An 18,875-nucleotide genomic window follows, 5' to 3' on the forward strand; every position below is an offset into this window, starting at 1 on the left:
TGGTGGCGTCAGTATCGCCGACTGATCAAGCTCAAAGGAATTGCATTAGTTACAGCGGTCGCCCAATCCCTGATCTACGCTAACACTCGCATCTCTGAATCGATCTGACACATGCAAGGAGCCTGCATGACGGTGTTGCGTACTGTATTGGTCGTCAGCCTGGGCTCGGCGCTCGTGCTAACGGGCTGCGGCGAGAAGAGCACTGCCGAAATCGAGTTGCCCAGGGTGGGCGTACAACGTGTTCAACCCAGCGATTTTGCTGCTTCCGTGACCCTCACTGGCGATGTCCAGGCGCGGGTGCAGGCGGATCAGTCGTTTCGCGTGGGTGGCAAGATCATTTCCCGCAGCGTCGATGTCGGCGATCACGTCAAGGCCAATCAGGTTCTGGCCCGGCTTGACCCCAAAGACCTGCAAGCCAATGTCGACTCGGCCAAGGCCGAAGTATTCGCCGAGCAGGCACGGGTGACCCAGACCGTCGCCGCGTTTGTCCGTCAGCAGAAACTGTTGCCCAAAGGCTATACCAGCCAGAGTGAATACGACTCCGCGCAGGCGGCGCTGCGCAGTAGCCAGAGCGCCTTGAAAGCCGCCCAGGCGCAACTGGCCAATGCCCGCGATCAGTTGAGCTACACCGCACTGGTGGCGGATGCGGCCGGGGTCATCACCGAACGCCAGGCCGAAGTGGGGCAGGTCGTGCAGGCCACGGCGCCGATCTTCAGCCTGGCCCACGATGGCGACCGTGATGCGGTGTTCAATGTCTACGAGTCCTTGCTGGTCGCGCCGCCCAGCAGCGAGACGATCACCGTCAGCCTGGTGGATAACCCGAAGATCCAGGCCAAGGGGCATGTGCGTGAAATCACCCCGACCGTTTCAGCGCAGAGTGGCACGGTGCAGGTCAAGGTGGCGTTGCGCGATGTACCGCCCGGAATGGAGCTGGGTTCGCCGGTCACGGCTACCGGCCATGCCCAGGGTAAGCCAAGTATCGAACTGCCTTGGTCAGCGTTGACCAAGGCTCTGCATGATCCGGCCGTCTGGCTGGTGGGTGAGGGTAACAAGGTCAGCCTGCAGCAGGTCAAGGTCAGTCGCTATCTCACCGGCAAGGTGGTGATCGGTGAAGGCCTCAAAGGGGGAGAGACCGTGGTTGTGGCAGGCGGACAGTTGCTCAACCCGGGCATGCAGGTGGAAATCGCGCCGCTCAAGGACAGTGGGGTGGCACAATGAAAGCAGTCGTACTTGGCCTGTGCAGCGTTCTGTTGCTGGCCGGTTGTGAAAAGAATACCGCGGAGTCGGAGCCGATCCGCCCGGTGCTGTCGGTGATTGTCCAACCGCAGGTACAAGCCAATCTTGGACGGTTCGCGGGCTCCATTCAGCCACGTTATGAGAGCACCCTGGGCTTTCGTGTTGCCGGTCGTATTGCCCGGCGCTGGGTCGATGTCGGTAGTGAGGTGAAACCGGGTGACTTACTGGCCAGCCTTGATCCGGCCGATCAGCGCAATCAGCTGCGCGCAGCCGAGGGCGACCAGGCCAAGGTCCAGGCACAGTGGATCAATGCCCAGGCCGATGCGCGCCGCCAGCAACAGTTGTTCGATCGCGGCGTGGGCGCCCAGGCGCAACTGGATATCGCCCAGACCAATCTGAAAACCACCGGAGCTGCCCTGGAGCAGGCACGGGCCGCTGTCGCCCAAGCGCGTGATCAGCTTGGATACAGCGGACTCAAGACCGATCACGCTGCAGTGGTCACCCACTGGCAGGCAGAAGCGGGGCAGACCGTCAGTGCCGGCCAGGCGGTGGTTACCCTGGCCCGTCCGGATATCAAGGAGGCAGTTATCGACCTGCCGACCTACCTGGCCGAACAGTTGTCCGCTGATTTGAAGTTTGTGGTGGCTTCGCAACTCGATCCGAGTATCAACACTACCGCGACCTTGCGTGAGCTTGAGCCCCAGGCCGACGCCGCCACCCGAACCCGGCGTGCGCGCCTGACCCTGGCCAGTACACCCGAGGCCTTCTATTTGGGTACGGCAATCAGTGTCACGCTGACCTCAGCGGTGTCGCCGCGCAGCGAGCTGCCGGCTTCAGCGTTGCTGGAAAGTGAAGGCCAGGCCCGGGTATGGGTGGTCGATCCGCAGCACAAAACCGTTGCCACCCGCGAGGTGAAACTGCTTGAACGTACCCCCTACAGTGTGGTGCTGAGCTCGGGCGTGCAGGCAGGGGAACGCGTGGTGACAGCCGGTGTGAACAGCCTGAAAGCAGGCCAGAAGGTCATAGTCGATGAGGAAGATCCACGATGAAAGGAAGCTTCAACCTGTCGGAATGGGCGCTGAAGCACCAATCCTTTGTCTGGTACCTGATGTTCGTCAGCTTGCTGATGGGTGTGTTCTCCTACATGAACCTGGGGCGCGAGGAAGACCCTTCATTCACGATCAAGACCATGGTCATCCAGACCCGCTGGCCGGGCGCAACTCAGGATGAAACCCTGCTCCAGGTCACCGACCGCATCGAAAAAAAGCTCGAGGAGCTGGATTCGCTCGACTATGTGAAGAGCTATACCCGGCCGGGTGAATCAACGGTCTATGTCAACCTGCTGGATACCACTCCGGCCAAGGACATCCCTGAAATCTGGTATCAGGTGCGCAAGAAGATCCAGGATATTCGCGGCCAGTTCCCCGTGGGTATCCAGGGGCCGGGATTCAACGACGAGTTCGGGGACGTCTACGGTTCGATCTACGCCTTTACCGCCGACGGGCTGACCATGCGCCAGTTGCGTGACTACGTCGAGCAGGTGCGGGCCCAGATCCGCGAGGTGCCGAACCTGGGCAAGGTCGAGATGATCGGCGCCCAGGACGAGGTGCTGTACCTGAACTTCTCCACACGCAAGCTCGCTTCGTTCGGTATCGATCAGCGCCAGGTGCTGCAGGCCTTGCAGAGCCAGAACGCGGTGACCCCGGCCGGGGTCATCGAAGCCGGCCCTGAACGTGTGTCGGTGCGCACTTCCGGTCAGTTCGCCTCGGAGAAAGACCTGGAAGCGGTCAACCTGCGTATCAATGACCGATTCTTCCGCCTGGCAGACATCGCCGAGATTCAGCGTGGATACGTCGATCCGCCAGCGCCGATGTTCCGCTACAACGGACAGCCTGCCATTGGCCTGGGCATCGGCATGAAGGCCGGTGGCAACATCCAGGCGTTTGGCGCCAATCTGCACAAAATGATGGACCAAGTGATCAGCGAGCTGCCGGTGGGCGTCGGGGTGCACACTGTGTCCGATCAGGCCGTGGTGGTGGAGGAAGCGGTCGGTGGTTTCACCAGCGCATTGTTCGAGGCCGTGATCATCGTACTGGTGGTTAGCTTCATCAGTCTGGGCGTTCGTGCCGGTCTGGTGGTGGCCTGTTCGATTCCGCTGGTACTGGCCATGGTGTTCATTTTCATGGAGTACAGCGGTATCACCATGCAGCGGATCTCCCTGGGCGCGTTGATCATTGCCCTCGGCCTGTTGGTGGATGATGCAATGATCACCGTGGAGGTGATGGTCACGCGCCTGGAAATGGGCGAGACCAAGGAGCAGGCCGCGACCTTCGCCTATACCTCAACGGCATTCCCGATGCTTACCGGTACCCTGGTGACCGTGGCCGGCTTCATGCCGATCGGCCTCAATGCCAGTTCGGCGGGGGAATACACCTACACCCTGTTCGCGGTAATTGCCGCGGCATTGCTGGTGTCCTGGGTGGTGGCAGTGGTATTTGCGCCGGTGCTCGGCGTGCATATCCTCAACGTCAAGGCCAAAGCCCATAACGAGGAGACCGGCCGCGTCGGCAAGGCTTTCGAACACAGCCTGTTGTGGTGCATGCGCCATCGCTGGCTGACCATCATCGGCACTGTTTTGCTGTTTGTGCTGGCGTTGTTTTGCATGCGTTTCGTGCAGAATCAGTTCTTCCCCTCTTCGGACCGCCCAGAGATTCTCGTCGACCTCAACCTGCCGCAGAACGCCTCGATCGAAGAAACCCGTAAAGCGGTGGATCGGCTTGAGGCAACGTTCAAGGGTGATCCGGACATCGAGCGCTGGAGCACCTATATCGGTCAGGGCGCCATTCGCTTCTACCTGCCGCTGGACCAGCAACTGCAGAACCCGTACTACGCCCAGCTGGTGATCGTGAGTAAAGGTTTCGAAGAGCGCGAAGTGTTGATCAAACGCTTGAAGCAGCGTTTGCGCGAAGACTTCGTCGGTATCGGCAGCAACGTCCAGTCGCTGGAAATGGGCCCGCCGGTGGGGCTGCCGATCCAGTACCGGGTTATGGGCAAGGATATCGACGAGGTGCGTAAACATGCCATTGCCCTGGCGACCTTGCTCGACAGCAACGACAACATTGGCCAGATGATTTACGACTGGAACGAACCGGGCAAAGTAATGCGGGTCGAAATCGCTCAGGACAAGGCGCGTCAGCTTGGCCTGTCGTCCGAGGACGTGGCCAATGTCATGAACAGCATTGTCAGCGGCACGGCGATAACCCAGGTGAACGACAACATCTACCTGATCGACGTCATCGCCCGCGCCGAAGACAGTGAGCGTAGCTCGCCGCAGACCCTGCAGAACCTGCAGATCGTCACCCCCAGCGGCACCTCGATTCCGTTGCTGGCCTTCGCCACCGTGCGCTACGAACTGGAGCAGCCGCTGGTCTGGCGTCGCGACCGCAAGCCGACCATCACCATCAAGGCTGCAGTGCGTGGCGATATCCAGCCGACCGACCTGGTTCGTGAGCTCAAACCGGCGATCGATGACTTCGCCAGCAAATTGCCGGTGGGCTACAAGATCGAAACCGGCGGTACGGTGGAGGCAAGCGGCAAGGCCCAGGGGCCGATCGCCAAAGTGTTGCCGCTGATGCTGTTCCTGATGGGCACGTTCCTGATGATCCAGCTGCACAGCGTGCAGAAGCTGTTCCTGGTGGCCAGTGTGGCGCCGCTGGGCTTGATCGGCGTGGTGTTGGCGCTGGTACCGACGGGCACGCCCATGGGCTTTGTGGCAATCCTCGGGATTCTTGCGCTGATCGGCATCATCATCCGCAACTCGGTGATCCTCGTGACCCAGATCGACGAGTACGAAGGGCAGGGGCTCACGCCGTGGGCGGCGGTGCAGGAAGCTACCAATCACCGCCGTCGACCGATCCTGCTCACTGCGGCGGCGGCGAGCCTGGGCATGATCCCGATCGCCCGTGAGGTGTTCTGGGGGCCGATGGCCTACGCGATGATTGGCGGGATTATTATTGCTACGCTCCTGACCTTGCTGTTCCTGCCGGCGCTGTATGTGGCCTGGTACAAGATCAAGGAGCCGCAGGGGCACGGCGCATAAATCACAGGCAAAAAAACCGGCGCACGAGGCGCCGGTTTTTTAGGGTTCCGCTTCGACTTACAACCCGTCGAGCATCGCCTTGTTGCGTACCGCACCCTTGTCAGCACTGGTCGCCAGCAGGGCGTAGGCTTTAAGTGCAGTAGTCACTTTACGTGGGCGTACTTCCACCGGTTTCCAGCCTTTCTTGTCCTGTTCGACGCGACGTGCCGCCAACGTTTCATCGCTGACCAGCAGGTTGATCGAGCGGTTGGGGATGTCGATCAGCACCTTGTCGCCATCCTGCACCAGGCCGATGGCGCCGCCGGCAGCCGCTTCAGGCGAAGCGTGGCCGATCGACAGGCCCGAGGTGCCGCCGGAGAAGCGGCCGTCGGTGAGCAAGGCACAGGCTTTGCCCAGGCCCTTGGACTTCAGATAGGAGGTCGGGTAGAGCATTTCCTGCATGCCCGGGCCACCTTTCGGACCTTCGTAGCGAATGATGACAATGTCGCCAGCCTTCACTTCATCAGCAAGGATGCCGCGTACTGCACTGTCCTGGCTTTCGAAGATTTTCGCGTTGCCTTCGAAGACGTGGATCGACTCGTCGACACCGGCAGTCTTCACCACGCAACCGTCCAGGGCGATGTTGCCGTACAGCACGGCCAGGCCGCCTTCTTGCGAGTAGGCGTGCTCGACACTGCGGATGCAGCCGTTTTCGCGGTCGTCGTCCAGGGTGTCCCAACGGGTCGACTGGCTGAATGCGGTCTGGGTCGGAATACCGGCAGGGCCGGCTTTGAAGAAGTGGTGCACCGCTTCATCGTCGGTCTGGGTGATGTCCCACTTGGCGATGGCTTCTTCCATGCTCGGGCTGTGCACGGTCGGCAGGTCGGTGTGCAGCAGACCGCCACGGGCCAGCGAGCCGAGGATGCTGAAGATGCCGCCAGCGCGGTGGACGTCTTCCATGTGGTACTTCTGGATGTTCGGCGCAACTTTGCACAGCTGCGGCACTTTGCGCGACAGGCGATCGATATCGCGCAGGTCGAAATCGATCTCGGCTTCCTGGGCGGCGGCCAGCAGGTGCAGGATGGTGTTGGTCGAACCACCCATGGCGATATCGAGCATCATGGCGTTTTCGAACGCCTTGAAGTTGGCGATATTACGCGGCAGGACGCTGTGGTCGTTGTCGCCGTAGTAGCGCTTGCACAGCTCGACAATGGTGCGTCCGGCCTGCAGGAACAGCTGTTCGCGGTCGCTGTGGGTGGCCAGGGTCGAACCGTTGCCTGGCAAGGCCAGGCCCAGGGCTTCGGTCAGGCAGTTCATCGAGTTGGCGGTGAACATCCCGGAGCAGGAACCGCAGGTCGGGCAGGCGCTGCGCTCGTACTCGGCGACTTTTTCATCGGAAGCCGTCGAGTCGGCGGCGATGACCATGGCATCGACCAGGTCCAGGCCGTGGCTGGCCAGCTTGGTCTTGCCCGCTTCCATCGGCCCGCCGGAGACGAAGATCACCGGAATGTTCAGGCGCAGGGCAGCCATCAGCATGCCGGGGGTGATCTTGTCGCAGTTGGAGATGCACACGATGGCGTCGGCGCAATGGGCGTTGACCATGTACTCGACCGAGTCGGCGATGATCTCCCGGCTAGGCAGCGAATAGAGCATGCCGTCGTGGCCCATGGCGATGCCATCGTCGACCGCGATGGTGTTGAACTCCTTGGCCACGCCACCGGCGCGTTCGATCTCGCGGGCGACCAGCTGGCCCAGGTCCTTCAGGTGCACGTGGCCCGGGACGAACTGGGTGAACGAGTTGGCGATGGCGATGATCGGCTTTTTGAAGTCGTCATCTTTCATCCCGGTGGCACGCCACAAGGCGCGTGCGCCGGCCATATTGCGGCCGTGGGTGGACGTTTTCGAGCGGTAATCAGGCATGAAGCACTCCTGGCGGCTAATCAGGTAACAAAAAGGGGAGTGAGCTTCTCTTGTCCTTTGCACCGAAGGCAGGTGGCCGCTGGTACGGATGAAGCCGAGATCGCCGCGGGATCGCCGTGCGCTCGGCCAGAGCTCATAAACCCGCCGGGGATGACTGGCGATGAATAGCCCGATTCTACACCGCTGGCGCTGTGAAGGAATGGCGTTGTAGAGGGTTACTGGCGAACGGCGGTGGTGTTGTTCCGTGATTGACGTGTCAGATCCAATATCAGCCTCCTGTAAGGTTTTTCTGAAATGCCGCAGAAGCCCGGAAAAGCGGGTGTTTCCTCCTGCCAGTATGGCTATTGAACGCCGCGCCGCATGTGCGGCTCACGAGACGACACCTTTAATGGACCTTCCCAGTTTCAGTTCATCGCGAACCTACATTCTGGCACTGAACGCAGTGGCGTCAGGGCTGCCCGTTAGTTGACCGACAGCCTGCCGGTCGGCCTCCAGGCAGCTGCGTCACTGCCTGGAGATCGATATGACATCTATCTACGAAGCAAACCTGGTCGGGCTGGCATTGCCCTGCGAGCAGGCCCAGGCCCGTCGCGACGACCTGCTGCAGGCCGGTCGTTATCCGCAAGGCACCGCAGGTGCTCTGATGAGCAGCCATTATTCCTGCATTTGCAGCGGACTGAGCGCAAGCCAGGCCATCGATATGTTGCGCCGCGAAGCCGCTGATGCCGAGACCATCTACCAGTCCTATGTGCTGGACGAGCAGGGCAACCTGCTCGGTACGCTGTCCCTGCGCGAGCTGATCCTGGCCACCCCAGAGTTGCCGGTAGAGCAATTGATGGCGCATCCGGTGCTTAGTGTGAGCGCTTTCACCTCCCAGGAAAAAGTCGCCCGGTTGATCAGTGAACACGATCTGCTTGCCTTGCCCGTACTGGGCAACGGCGGGCGCCTGGTGGGTATCGTCACCTGTGACGACGCTATGGATGTGGTGGTCGAGGAGGCCACCGAGGACTTTCACAAGGGCGCCCTGATCGGTACCCACCTGGGTAACCTGAGGACGGCTACGGTGGGTTTGCTCTATCGCAAACGCGTGCTTTGGCTGGTGTTGCTGGTATTCGGCAACCTGTTTTCCGGGGCGGGTATCGCTGCTTTCGAAGACACCATCGCTGCGCATATCGCCCTGGTGTTCTTCCTGCCGTTGCTGGTCGACAGCGGTGGCAATGCCGGCGCCCAGTCGGCAACGCTTATGGTGCGCGCCCTGGCCACGGGTGAAGTAGTCATGCGTGACTGGTTGAGCCTGCTGGGGCGTGAGTGTGGGGTGGCCCTGGCCCTTTGGTGACGTCCATCGCCGATGCAGCCGGGGTATTGGTGTACTTCGGGATTGCTTCGCAGGTGCTGGATATCTGAGGCCAGGCTACGGTTGCTAGAGATGACGCTGTGCCTCGATTAGCAGTGATCCGCAGCTGTAAAAATCCCGGCACCTGGCCGGGATTTTTCACTGCGCAGCTTAACTGTTAGGCAGCAAGCGGCAGGTGATGCTCTTGATGTAACGGGTTTCCGGGATCGCCGGGTGGACCGGGTGATCCGGGCCCTGGCCGCCGCGTTCGAGCAGCTGGATGTTGCGGTCCAGGTGGCGGGCGCTGGTCAGCAGGATGTTCTGCAGGTCGTCCTCGGGCAGGTGCATCGAGCACGAAGCGCTGACCAGAATGCCGTCCTTGGTCAGCAAGCGCATGGCTTGTTCGTTCAGGCGGCGGTAGGCGCCTTCGCCGTTTTTCAGGTCTTTTTTACGCTTGATGAAAGCGGGCGGGTCGGCAACGATTACGTCGAAACGTTCTTCTGAGGCCTTGAGCTCCTTCAGTGCTTCGAACACGTCGCCTTCAATGCAGGTGAGTTTCTCGGCAATGCCATTGAGCGCGGCGTTGCGCTCAACGCCATCGAGGGCAAAGCCTGAGGCGTCGACGCAGAACACTTCGCTGGCGCCGAAGGCACCGGCCTGCACGCCCCAGCCACCGATATAGCTGAACAGGTCGAGGACGCGCTTGCCCCGGACATACGGCGCCAGGCGTGCACGGTTCATGCGGTGGTCGTAGAACCAGCCGGTCTTCTGGCCTTCCATCACCGGGGCCTCGAACTTCACGCCGTTCTCTTCCAGGGCAACCCACTCCGGCACCAGGCCGAACACGGTTTCAACGTAGCGATTCAGGCCTTCGGCGTCACGTGCGGCCGAGTCGTTCTTGAACAGGATGCCGCTCGGCTTGAGCACCTGTACCAGGGCGGCGATGACGTCGTCCTTGTGCTGTTCCATGGTGGCCGATGCCAGCTGGACCACGAGGATGTCGCCGAAACGATCGACCACCAGACCCGGCAGCAGGTCGGAATCGCCGTACACCAGGCGGTAGAACGGCTTGTCGAACAGACGCTCACGCAGCGACAGGGCAACGTTGATGCGGTGCACCAGCAGCGACTTGTCCAGCGCCAACTTGGCGTCACGCGACAGCAGGCGGGCGCAGATCAGGTTGTTCGGGCTCATGGCAACGACGCCCAGGGCTTTGCCACCGGCGGTTTCAAGAATCGCCTGGTCACCGGCCTTGAAGCCATGCAGCGGGGTCGCGGCGACGTCGATTTCGTTGCTGTAGACCCACAGGTGGCCGGCGCGCAGGCGGCGGTCGGCATTGGCTTTGAGACGAAGGCTGGGCAGGGACATGACGTCGCTCCGGGAAAAAAGAGCGGGAGTATAACCCGATGCCCACTGCGCCGATGAGAATAGCGACAAATTGCAACAGAGCAGTGGCCTTTCGCTTCCCCCTTGGCCAGTATGATCGGGTTAGAATCGCCGCTCAGCCCCGAGTGTGTACATATGTCCCAGGAACTTTCCGCCGAACAGATCCAGCACGTCTTGCAAGGCATCAGTGTGCCGCCACAGCCGCAGATCATGGTTGACCTGCAGTTCGAGCAATACATGCCTGATCCCGACCTTGAGGTGATCGCCAAGCTGATCGCCCAGGACCCAGGCCTGTCTGGCGCCTTGCTCAAGCTGGTAAATTCGCCTTACTACGGGTTGACCAACAAGATTGCCTCGATCCAGCGTGCGGTGAACCTGCTCGGCAGTCGCTCGATCATCAACCTGATCAACGCCCAGTCGATCAAGGGCGAGATGAGCGACGACACCATCGTCACCCTCAACCGTTTCTGGGACACCGCCCAGGACGTGGCCATGACCTGCCTGACCCTGGCCAAGCGTATCGGCTCCCAGGCGGTGGATGAGGCCTATGCCTTGGGCCTGTTCCATGACTGCGGCGTGCCGCTGATGCTCAAGCGCTTCCCCGATTACATGCGCGTACTTGAGGATGCCTACGCCAGTACTGACAGCCATCAACGGGTGGTGGATACCGAGAACCAGGTGTTCAACACCAACCACGCCGTGGTCGGCTACTACACCGCCAAGTCCTGGCGCCTGCCCGAGCACCTGAGCAATGCCATCGCCAACCATCACAACGCCCTGGCAGTGTTCAGCGATGAGTCGGCGCGTAACAGCCAGCTGAAGAACCTGCTGGCGATCCTCAAGATGGCCGAACACATCTGCTCGTCGTACCGGGTGTTGGGCAACCAGAACGTTGACCACGAATGGAATGCCGTTGGGCACTTGGTGCTCGACTATGTGGGGCTTTCCGAGTACGACTTTGAGAACCTTAAACAGACCATTCGCGAATTGGGCAGTCACTGATTTATGCCGGAATTACCAGAAGTCGAAACCACCCGGCGCGGCATTGCGCCTTACCTGGAAGGCCAGCGCGTCAACCGGGTGATCGTGCGCGACCGGCGCCTGCGCTGGCCAATTCCTGAGGACCTGGATATTCGTCTGTCCGGGCAGCGTTTCGTCAAGATCGAGCGCCGCGCCAAGTACCTGCTGCTCAATGCCGAGGTCGGCACGCTCATTAGCCACCTGGGTATGTCCGGCAACCTGCGCCTGGTCGAGATCGGTTTGCCGGCAGCCAAGCATGAGCATGTGGACATCGAGCTGGAGTCGGGCCTGGCCTTGCGCTACACCGATCCGCGACGCTTCGGCGCGATGCTCTGGAGTCTCGATCCGCTCAACCATGAGCTGCTGATTAAGCTCGGCCCTGAGCCGCTGACCGACCTGTTCGATGGCGAGCGCCTGTTCCAGCTGTCGCGTGGCAAGGCCATGGCGGTCAAGCCGTTCATCATGGACAACGCGGTGGTGGTCGGGGTCGGCAACATCTATGCAACCGAGGCGCTGTTCGCCGCAGGCATCGACCCGCGCCGCGAAGCCGGGAGCATCTCGCGGGCGCGTTACCTGAAGCTGGCGATCGAGATCAAACGCATCCTCGCCTGCGCGATCGAGCGCGGTGGCACCACCTTGCGCGACTTTGTCGGCGGTGATGGCCAGCCGGGTTATTTCCAGCAGGAGTTGTTCGTCTACGGGCGCAGAGAAGAACCCTGCAAGGTCTGCGGCAGCATCCTGCGTGAGGTCAAGCTGGGCCAGCGCGCCAGCGTTTTCTGCCCGCGCTGCCAGAAGTGATGGTGCTCAGCGTGGGCTGAGCACTTCGGCGGCACCCACGCCGCGCGGGTCGCTGGCGGCCTCCAGGGTCTGCCTGGACTTGTCCCAGAACAACACTTGCTGATTGCCGTAGGTGCGGCCCAGGTCCTTGAGCTGGTAGCCGCGTGCCTGCAACTCGCGCTGCTGTTCGGCGCTGAACGCGCCCGGCTCGTGCTCGACTACATCTGGCAGGTACTGGTGGTGATAACGCGGTACTGCGGGCCAGTGGGCGACCGGCTTGCCTTCGAGAAAGCCCAGCATCGACAACAGCACCATGCTCGGAATGCGGCTGCCGCCCGGTGTGCCGAAGGCGGCGAACTGCGTCGGGCTTTCGATGAAACTCGGGCTCATGCTCGACAGCGGCCGCTTGCCAGCGGCCACGGCATTGGCCTGGCTGCCGGCCAGGCCGTAACTGTTGCTGCCGTGTGGGTCGGCGGCGAAGTCGTCCATCTCGTTGTTCAACACCACGCCAGTGCCGGGCGCGCTGTAGGCCGCACCGAATGGCAGGTTGACCGACAGTGTCGCGGCCACGGCATTGCCTTGGGCATCGATCACGGCGAAGTGGGTGGTGTGGTCGCCTTCACGCCAGGCCGGGGCGGGCGGCAGGCTGCTGCTTGGCGTGGCCTGGTGCACGTCGATACTGTCGGCAAGGCTGGCCAGGTAGTTGCGCGCCAGCAGTTGTGGCACAGGGTTGGCCACGTAATCCGGATCGCCGAGCAGGCCACGGTCGCGGTAGGCCCGGCGCAATACTTCCAGCACGTAGTGGCTGCGCTGCACCGGCTCGGCACTTTGCCAGGGCAGGCGCTGAAGCATTGCCAGGCTCTGGGCCAGGGCCACGCCTCCGGCCGATGGCGGAGGAGCGCTGATCAGTTCGCGCTGATCGGCCAGTTGGTAGCGCAACGGTTCGCGTTTGGCAGTGCGGTAGTTAGCCAGGTCATCCAGGCTCCAGATACCGCCTGCGGCCTGTACGCCCTGGACCATGGCCTGCGCGGTCGGGCCGCTGTAGAAACCCTCGCGGCCCTGGTTGGCCAGGCGCTCAAGGGTGACGGCCAGTTCTGGCTGGCGGATCTGTGCGCCAAGGGCCGGTACTTCACCGTTCTTGAGGAACAGCCGGGCGCTTTCCGGATCGTCGCGCAGGGCGCTCAAGCGCATCTTGGCCCGATCCCGGTAAATGCGGTCGACGGCAAAACCTTGGTTGGCCAGGCGAATGGCCGGGGCCAGGGTGTTTTTCAGTGGCAGTTTGCCGTAGTGCGCAGCGAGGTCCGCCAGCGCCGCTGGCAAGCCGGGAATCGCTGCTGCCAGAGGGCCGTTGACGGATAGGCCAGGCTGAACCTTGCCGTCCTTCAGGTACATGGCCTCGCTGGCTTTTCCTGGCGCGCGCTCGCGGGCGTCGATAAAGGCGTAGCGTGCCGGCGTGTCGCCTTCGCGCAGGAGGAAGAACCCACCGCCACCGAGCCCGGATCCATAAGGTTCGACGACAGCTAGCGCTGCGCTGACCGCAATTGCCGCATCGAAGGCATTACCGCCTTGTTCGAGGATTTCCCGCGCAGCAGCGGTAGCTCCGGCGTGCGGGCTGGCAATCGCCGCGTGCCCCGGGCCTTGTGCCCTGGCACTGGCTGTCCCCAGCGCCAGGGCGGCGCCAAGAACCAGAGGGGCGAGGCGGGCGACGAACGGCATCAGGCCTTGCCGGTGATTCGGCGGTATTTTTCCATCAACTGCTCTTCGGTCTCCGGATGGGCTTCATCCAGCGGGATGCAGTCAACCGGGCAGACTTGCTGGCACTGTGGCTCGTCATAGTGGCCGACGCACTGGGTGCACAGGTTCGGGTCGATCACGTAGATCTCTTCGCCCTGGGAAATAGCGGCGTTCGGGCACTCGGGTTCGCAGACGTCGCAATTGATGCAGTCGTCGGTGATGATCAGGGACATGGGGACTCCGGCCCGGGCTCAGAAGCCGGGCATTTGAAAACCAATGGGCATAATTGTGCCGCATTAGCGCCCGTAGTGCACGCAGGCGCCGTGGTCAAATCACCAATGTCACTTCTTGAAGCGTTCGGTCAGGGCTTCGGCCACTATGGGATGGACAAATTTGGTGATGTCGCCACCCAGCGCCGCGATTTCCCGAACCAGGGTCGAGGAAATGAACGAATAACGCTCGGAAGGGGTGAGGAACAGGCTTTCGACGTCCGGTGCCAACTGACGGTTCATGTTCGCCAGCTGGAACTCGTACTCGAAGTCCGAGACGGCACGCAGGCCGCGCAGGAACACATTAGCCTGCTGTTCTTTGGCAAAGTGCGCGAGCAAGGATGAGAAGCCGATGACTTCGACATTGGGCAGGTGCTTGGTGACCTCACGAGCCAGCTCCACCCGTTGCTCCAGTGGGAACAGCGGGTTTTTCTTCGGGCTGGCGGCGACCGCAATAATCACTTGGTCGAACAGCCGTGAGGCACGCTCGACCAGATCGCCATGGCCCTTGGTAATAGGGTCGAAAGTACCTGGGTACAACACTCGGTTCATCGCGTCGTCCTGGCAGGAGTGCGTTGGGGAGTCGGATGGTATCGCAGCAGTGGCAGTCGGCCAAGTCGCCTGCGCGCGCTGAAGGCACTATAGACAGTGTGCCCATTTGTTGTCATCTCCCGGCAACCAGGCGTTCGATCAGGCCATCGGTAAGCCGTGCCGTGAGGCCGTACACCGACAATTGCGGGTTGGCGCCGATGCTGGTGGGGAACAGTGAACCGTCGTGGATCGACAGATTGGCCAGCTGATGATGCCGTCCCAGACTGTCGCAGACGGCCTGGCGTGGGTCTTCACCCAGGGCACAGCCACCCATGACATGGGCGCTGCCCAGGCGTGTACGGAACAGCTCAAGGCTCAGGCCGTCGATCATCTGCCGGGCTTCACCGAGGCTCTTCACGTAGCGACCTTCGCAGTGCAGCGGCAGTACCGCCTCGGCTCCCGCAGCGAACTGGATCTCGGCCATGCTGTGAAAGGCGCGGCGTACGCCGTCCCAGGTGTAGGGCGAAACCGGGTAATCGAGCACCGGCGAGCCGTCGCCGCGCAGCTGGACTTCACCACCGATGCTGTCCGGGTGGAAACCGTCACGCAGCAGGGCGAGCATGACGTGGGTATTGGGCAGTTGCTCCATGCGCATTGCGTTGTCGCTGCCGAAGCTGCCAAGCAGGGTGCTGGCCAGTGCCGGGTGCAGCGGCGGCACCTCGAGTTTGTAGCCGATTGGGCCGCTGACGCCATTGCGCCACTGAAAGTGGTCGGAGTAGATCGATTGCGGTGCGCCGTAGAAAGGATTGACCTTGTCCTTGAACAGTCCGGCGCTGAAGTTGACCAGGTGCAGGAAGGTCCGTTTGCCCAGGCGTGCATGCGGGTCCGGGGCGTCCGAGCGCAGCAGCAGCGCCGGGCTGTTGATACCGCCACCCGCGAGGATGTAGTGGCGCGCCTTGACCTGAATCTGCTGCCCGGTGGGGTTCACGCAACGCGCATCCATGGCCAGGCATTGCAGGCCGCTGATGCGCTCGCCATCGTGGATCAAGCGTTCAGCACGGGCCAGGTAGAGCAGCTCGCCGCCCTTTTCCAGGGTGGCGGGAATGCTGGTCACCAGCATCGATTGTTTGGCATTGACCGGGCAGCCCAAACCGCAGTAACCCAGGTTCCAGCAGCCGCGCACGTTGCGCGGGATGACCTCCCAGCTGTAGTCGAGTGTTTCGCAGCCGCGCTTGAGTACCTCGTTGTTGGCATTGGGCGGCATGATCCAGGGGGCGATGCCCAGGCGCTGTTCCATGCGCTCGAACCAGGGCGCCAGTTCGGTGCTGCTCAGGCCTTTGACACCGTGTTCGCTGGCCCAGTGCTGCAGGGTCGGCTCGGGCGTGCGGAAGCTCGAGGTCCAGTTGATCAGGGTCGTGCCCCCCACTGCGCGGCCCTGCAGGATGGTGATGGCGCCATCCTTGCTCATGCGGCCGACGCCTTCTTGGTAGAGGCTGGCGTAGGCCTGGTCTTCGAGCATGTGGAAGTCGCTGCTGGTCTTGAGCGGGCCTTCTTCGATCAGCAACACCTTGAAACCGGCGGCACTGAGCAGTTCGGCGCTGGTGGCGCCACCGGCGCCGCTGCCGATGATGGCGATATCGGTTTCCAGGGTCAGGTCCTGGTCCAGGCGCGAGGCGTCACGGGTTTTCCAGCCGCGGGCGAGGCCCTCGCGGAACAGATCGGGTACGGGCATCTTCAGCCTCTTGTCGTTATGGGCGGTTCAGACCTTGGGTGGGCCCGGGTAGCCACAGTGCGCCCAAGCGTCGGGCATTTCGTACCAGGCCATCTGCAGCAACTGCAGCAGCGAGGCATGGCCCATGCGCAGCAGGTTCAGCGAGCTGTCCTGCCAACGCTGGAGAAAGGCCTCGATTTGCTCGGTGCTGGCGTTTTCCCAACTGCCCCAGATGCCGGTCAGCGGCCCACGGGTGACCGGCAAGGCGAGCACATCGAACAGTTGCCGGGTCAGCTTGAGCATGGCCGGGGACAGGCTGGCGAGTTTGTTGTCCAGTTGCCGCAGCAAGGTCTCAGTAGCCTCAGGGGCTGTGGTGCCGGCGAGCACCACCGGAATCAGCGCACGTATTACTGGCAGATCGCTCTGGCGCAGGGCGATGAGGCCGGTGGCCGGGGTTTGTGCAAAACACCCCGTGAGGCTGGCGCCCAACCCGGCGGTGGCCAGGAAGGCGCTGGCGCCGAGGCTGAACTTGAGCAACCCGCGGCGGCTCAGGGCAGGTGGTGCAGGCAGGCGTGTGGTCATTGTTGTTATGCCTGGTCGTGGTGTTAGCGAATGAAGAGTTTGTACACCAGCCTGATCAAGGGCTTGCCATAGGGCGGGTAGACCAGCCTTGCGGCGTTGAAGCGCTGCTTGGCGAACACTGCCTTGGCTTTGCTGAAGGTCAGGAAGCCCTCGTGGCCGTGGTAGTGGCCCATGCCCGAAGGGCCGACACCGCCGAAGGGCAGGTCATCCTGGGCTACATGCAGCAAGGTGTCGTTGAGACAGGCGCCACCGGAATGGGTCTGTTCGAGCACCTTCCGTTGTTCGCAGCGGTCGTAGCCGAAGTAGTAAAGCGCCAGGGGACGAGGGCGCTTATTAATGTATGCAAGCGCTTCATCAAGGCTGTCGTAGGGCACTAGCGGCAACAGCGGCCCGAAGATTTCGTCCTGCATCACGCGCATCTCGTCGCTGACCTGCAGCAGCAGGTGAGGGGGAAGACGACGACCCTGGCGCGGCTCCTGCGGGTACAGGTCAATGATCTTCGCACCCTTGTCGCGGGCATCGCTCAGGTAGCTTTCCAGGCGCGCCAGGTGGCGCGGGTTGATGATCGCGCTGTAGTCCGGGTTGTCTGCCACGGTCGGGTAAAAGCGATGAATGACGCTGCGGTAGGCCGTGGCGAAGTCGTCCAGGCGTTCGCGTGGCACCAGCACATAGTCCGGTGCCACGCAGGTCTGTCCGGCATTGAGGGTCTTGCCGAAGGCGATACGTTCGGCGGCGTCGGCCAGGGGTACGCTGGCCGAGACGATGGCCGGTGATTTACCGCCCAGCTCCAGGGTCACCGGTGTCAGGTTCTGCGCTGCCGCCAGCATCACGTGGCGCCCGACGCTGGTGGCGCCGGTGAACAGCAGGTGATCGAAAGGCAGGCGCGAGAAGGCTTCGCCGACATCAGCCTCGCCCAACACCACGCTGATCAGGTCTTCGGGGAACGCCGATTCTAGCAATTGCTTGAGCAGCAGGCCGGTCGCCGGGGTGGCTTCGCTGAGCTTGAGCATGACCCGGTTGCCAGCGGCAAGGGCGCAGGTCAAAGGGCCCATGGCCAGGAACAATGGGTAGTTCCACGGCACGATGATCCCGACCACGCCCAACGGCTGATACAGCACTTTGGCGCTGGCTGGCTGGAAGGCCAGGCCAACCTTGCGCGATGAGGCCTTCATCCACTGCTTGAGATGGCGCTCGGCATGACGCAAGCCCTGGATGCTCGGCATCAATTCGGCCAGGCGGCTTTCATCGGCGCTACGGCCGCTGAAGTCGTCGCTGATGGCTGCGATCAATGCGTCCTGGTGGCTGAGTAACATCTGCCGCAGGCTCTTGAGCCACTGCAATCGCTGGGCCGCAGGTGGCATGGGATTGCCGGCAAAAGCCTGACGCTGGGCGCTGAACTGGGCAGCGAGGTCATCAAGGGCGCTGGGGGGTAAAAGACGAGCAGCATCGGCGGTCATGCGAAACTCCACGGCAGTGTGTTTTATAGAGCTTAAACTCTAATATAGCCTTTTTGCGACTAGATTTTGACGACAGGCAGGTACATCCGGATTCGGATAAACCGTAAGATGGACCTATTCAATTAAAGCTCGGCATCTGGAGCTGATCATGGCCCCGCGTATCAAGACTCGCGAACGCATCGTGCAGAACAGTCTGGAACTGTTCAACCAGCAGGGCGAGCGCAGTGTCAGCACCAATCACATTGCAGCTCATATGGAGATTTCCCCAGGCAACCTGTACTACCACTTCGCCAACAAGCAGGAAATCATTGCCGTACTCTTCAGTCAGTACGAGGAGCAGGTCGAGAGCTTCTTGCGTCCGCCGCAAGATCGGGCCGCGACCGTAGACGACAAGCGTTTCTACCTCAAGGAACTGTTGGCGGCGATGTGGGACTACCGCTTCCTGCATCGCGACCTTGAGCACCTGCTCGACAGTGACAAGGAGCTGGCAGCCCGCTATCGGCGCTTCTCTCAGCGTTGCCTGATCCAGGGACAGGCCATTTACCGAGGTTTCGTCGAGGCCGGGTTGGTGCAGATGGACGCCGTGCAGATCGAGTCGCTGACCCTCAACGCCTGGATCGTGCTGACCTCCTGGGTGCGGTTTCTCTGTACCACCCGGGAGAACTCGGCGCACTTGAGTGAAGATGCCTTCAAGCGTGGTGTCTATCAGGTGCTGGTCCTGGAGCTCGGTTTTGTTACTGCACAGGCCCGCCCGGCGGTGGATGCCCTGTGCCAGGAATTCTACGTTCCGCTCAACCAGGCACTGGAGCAATAAGGCCCAGGCCCTATCCGTTCAATCGTT

Annotated in this window: 15 protein-coding genes; 7 read left to right on the forward strand and 8 right to left on the reverse strand. The window is 61.9% G+C overall.

Annotated elements, in window-relative coordinates:
* Positions 1-126: 126 nt before the first annotated feature.
* From ACRESH_RS06195 to ACRESH_RS06205, 3 genes are read left to right on the forward strand one after another with little or no spacing between them, the layout of a single operon-like run.
* Positions 127-1,218, forward strand: coding sequence for an efflux RND transporter periplasmic adaptor subunit (locus tag ACRESH_RS06195; protein WP_431741141.1), 1,092 nt, complete (start codon positions 127-129; stop codon positions 1,216-1,218).
* A complete protein-coding gene (locus ACRESH_RS06200) occupies positions 1,215-2,285 on the forward strand; it encodes an efflux RND transporter periplasmic adaptor subunit (RefSeq protein ID WP_431741142.1) in 1,071 nt (356 codons plus the stop codon). Before ACRESH_RS06195 ends, ACRESH_RS06200 begins: the two co-directional genes overlap by 4 nt.
* Complete coding sequence (locus ACRESH_RS06205) at positions 2,282-5,335, forward strand: efflux RND transporter permease subunit (RefSeq protein ID WP_431741143.1); 3,054 nt, start codon at positions 2,282-2,284, stop codon at positions 5,333-5,335. The genes ACRESH_RS06200 and ACRESH_RS06205 overlap by 4 nt, the downstream gene beginning before the upstream one ends.
* Before the next feature lie 57 nt (positions 5,336-5,392).
* Here the strand turns inward: ACRESH_RS06205 and ilvD are convergent, their stop codons facing one another.
* Positions 5,393-7,234, reverse strand: coding sequence for a dihydroxy-acid dehydratase (gene ilvD, locus ACRESH_RS06210; RefSeq protein ID WP_431741144.1), 1,842 nt, complete (start codon positions 7,232-7,234; stop codon positions 5,393-5,395).
* Positions 7,235-7,757: 523 nt separating this feature from the next.
* Between ilvD and ACRESH_RS06215 the strand changes: the two genes are divergently transcribed.
* Positions 7,758-8,570, forward strand: a complete 813-nt coding sequence (locus ACRESH_RS06215; protein WP_431741145.1) for a magnesium transporter — start codon at positions 7,758-7,760, stop codon at positions 8,568-8,570.
* Positions 8,571-8,738: 168 nt separating this feature from the next.
* On the opposite strand, the gene ACRESH_RS06220 is transcribed toward ACRESH_RS06215, so the two are convergent.
* Complete coding sequence (locus tag ACRESH_RS06220; protein ID WP_431741146.1) at positions 8,739-9,935, reverse strand: class I SAM-dependent rRNA methyltransferase; 1,197 nt, start codon at positions 9,933-9,935, stop codon at positions 8,739-8,741.
* A gap of 207 nt (positions 9,936-10,142) precedes the next feature.
* On the opposite strand from ACRESH_RS06220, the gene ACRESH_RS06225 reads away from it, so the two are divergent.
* Together ACRESH_RS06225 and mutM are read left to right on the forward strand one after the other, a co-directional pair.
* Complete coding sequence (locus ACRESH_RS06225; RefSeq protein ID WP_431741227.1) at positions 10,143-10,955, forward strand: HDOD domain-containing protein; 813 nt, start codon at positions 10,143-10,145, stop codon at positions 10,953-10,955.
* 3 nt (positions 10,956-10,958) lie between these two features.
* Positions 10,959-11,771 (forward strand): bifunctional DNA-formamidopyrimidine glycosylase/DNA-(apurinic or apyrimidinic site) lyase, encoded by an 813-nt coding sequence (gene mutM / locus ACRESH_RS06230; RefSeq protein ID WP_038615620.1) that lies wholly within the window; start codon positions 10,959-10,961, stop codon positions 11,769-11,771.
* A gap of 6 nt (positions 11,772-11,777) precedes the next feature.
* Here mutM and ggt read toward each other — a convergent pair whose 3' ends face one another.
* From ggt to ACRESH_RS06260, 6 genes are all read right to left on the reverse strand, one after another.
* Positions 11,778-13,466, reverse strand: coding sequence for a gamma-glutamyltransferase (gene ggt / locus ACRESH_RS06235; RefSeq protein ID WP_431741147.1), 1,689 nt, complete (start codon positions 13,464-13,466; stop codon positions 11,778-11,780).
* On the reverse strand, positions 13,466-13,717 hold the full coding sequence (locus ACRESH_RS06240; protein WP_010222176.1) for a YfhL family 4Fe-4S dicluster ferredoxin: 252 nt from the start codon (positions 13,715-13,717) through the stop codon (positions 13,466-13,468). The genes ggt and ACRESH_RS06240 overlap by 1 nt, the downstream gene beginning before the upstream one ends.
* A gap of 108 nt (positions 13,718-13,825) precedes the next feature.
* Complete coding sequence (coaD, locus tag ACRESH_RS06245; protein WP_431741148.1) at positions 13,826-14,305, reverse strand: pantetheine-phosphate adenylyltransferase; 480 nt, start codon at positions 14,303-14,305, stop codon at positions 13,826-13,828.
* 112 nt (positions 14,306-14,417) lie between these two features.
* Positions 14,418-16,016 (reverse strand): GMC family oxidoreductase N-terminal domain-containing protein, encoded by a 1,599-nt coding sequence (locus ACRESH_RS06250; RefSeq protein ID WP_431741149.1) that lies wholly within the window; start codon positions 16,014-16,016, stop codon positions 14,418-14,420.
* Between the two features lie 27 nt (positions 16,017-16,043).
* The gene (locus ACRESH_RS06255; protein ID WP_431741150.1) at positions 16,044-16,577 is read right to left on the reverse strand and encodes a twin-arginine translocation pathway signal protein; all 534 of its coding nucleotides are present in this window, start codon (positions 16,575-16,577) and stop codon (positions 16,044-16,046) included.
* 23 nt (positions 16,578-16,600) lie between these two features.
* The gene (locus ACRESH_RS06260; RefSeq protein WP_431741151.1) at positions 16,601-18,034 is read right to left on the reverse strand and encodes a coniferyl aldehyde dehydrogenase; all 1,434 of its coding nucleotides are present in this window, start codon (positions 18,032-18,034) and stop codon (positions 16,601-16,603) included.
* A 148-nt stretch (positions 18,035-18,182) separates the two neighbouring features.
* Between ACRESH_RS06260 and ACRESH_RS06265 the strand changes: the two genes are divergently transcribed.
* The gene (locus ACRESH_RS06265; protein WP_431741152.1) at positions 18,183-18,848 is read left to right on the forward strand and encodes a TetR/AcrR family transcriptional regulator; all 666 of its coding nucleotides are present in this window, start codon (positions 18,183-18,185) and stop codon (positions 18,846-18,848) included.
* Positions 18,849-18,875: the final 27 nt, after the last annotated feature.

The sequence above is a fragment of the Pseudomonas sp. genome (assembly GCF_050739775.1).
In the GTDB taxonomy this organism is placed as follows: Bacteria; Pseudomonadota; Gammaproteobacteria; order Pseudomonadales; family Pseudomonadaceae; genus Aquipseudomonas.

What these genes read in the sequence shown, in the direction of transcription:
- ACRESH_RS06195 (WP_431741141.1), top strand. Translation starts at nt 127, where the DNA reads ATGACGGTGTTGCGTACTGTATTGGTCGTCAGCCTGGGCTCGGCGCTC.
- ACRESH_RS06200 (WP_431741142.1), top strand. Translation starts at nt 1,215, where the DNA reads ATGAAAGCAGTCGTACTTGGCCTGTGCAGCGTTCTGTTGCTGGCCGGT.
- ACRESH_RS06205 (WP_431741143.1), top strand. Translation starts at nt 2,282, where the DNA reads ATGAAAGGAAGCTTCAACCTGTCGGAATGGGCGCTGAAGCACCAATCC.
- ilvD (WP_431741144.1), bottom strand. Translation starts at nt 7,234, where the DNA reads ATGCCTGATTACCGCTCGAAAACGTCCACCCACGGCCGCAATATGGCC.
- ACRESH_RS06215 (WP_431741145.1), top strand. Translation starts at nt 7,758, where the DNA reads ATGACATCTATCTACGAAGCAAACCTGGTCGGGCTGGCATTGCCCTGC.
- ACRESH_RS06220 (WP_431741146.1), bottom strand. Translation starts at nt 9,935, where the DNA reads ATGTCCCTGCCCAGCCTTCGTCTCAAAGCCAATGCCGACCGCCGCCTG.
- mutM (WP_038615620.1), top strand. Translation starts at nt 10,959, where the DNA reads ATGCCGGAATTACCAGAAGTCGAAACCACCCGGCGCGGCATTGCGCCT.
- ggt (WP_431741147.1), bottom strand. Translation starts at nt 13,466, where the DNA reads ATGCCGTTCGTCGCCCGCCTCGCCCCTCTGGTTCTTGGCGCCGCCCTG.
- ACRESH_RS06240 (WP_010222176.1), bottom strand. Translation starts at nt 13,717, where the DNA reads ATGTCCCTGATCATCACCGACGACTGCATCAATTGCGACGTCTGCGAA.
- coaD (WP_431741148.1), bottom strand. Translation starts at nt 14,305, where the DNA reads ATGAACCGAGTGTTGTACCCAGGTACTTTCGACCCTATTACCAAGGGC.
- ACRESH_RS06250 (WP_431741149.1), bottom strand. Translation starts at nt 16,016, where the DNA reads ATGCCCGTACCCGATCTGTTCCGCGAGGGCCTCGCCCGCGGCTGGAAA.
- ACRESH_RS06255 (WP_431741150.1), bottom strand. Translation starts at nt 16,577, where the DNA reads ATGACCACACGCCTGCCTGCACCACCTGCCCTGAGCCGCCGCGGGTTG.
- ACRESH_RS06260 (WP_431741151.1), bottom strand. Translation starts at nt 18,034, where the DNA reads ATGACCGCCGATGCTGCTCGTCTTTTACCCCCCAGCGCCCTTGATGAC.
- ACRESH_RS06265 (WP_431741152.1), top strand. Translation starts at nt 18,183, where the DNA reads ATGGCCCCGCGTATCAAGACTCGCGAACGCATCGTGCAGAACAGTCTG.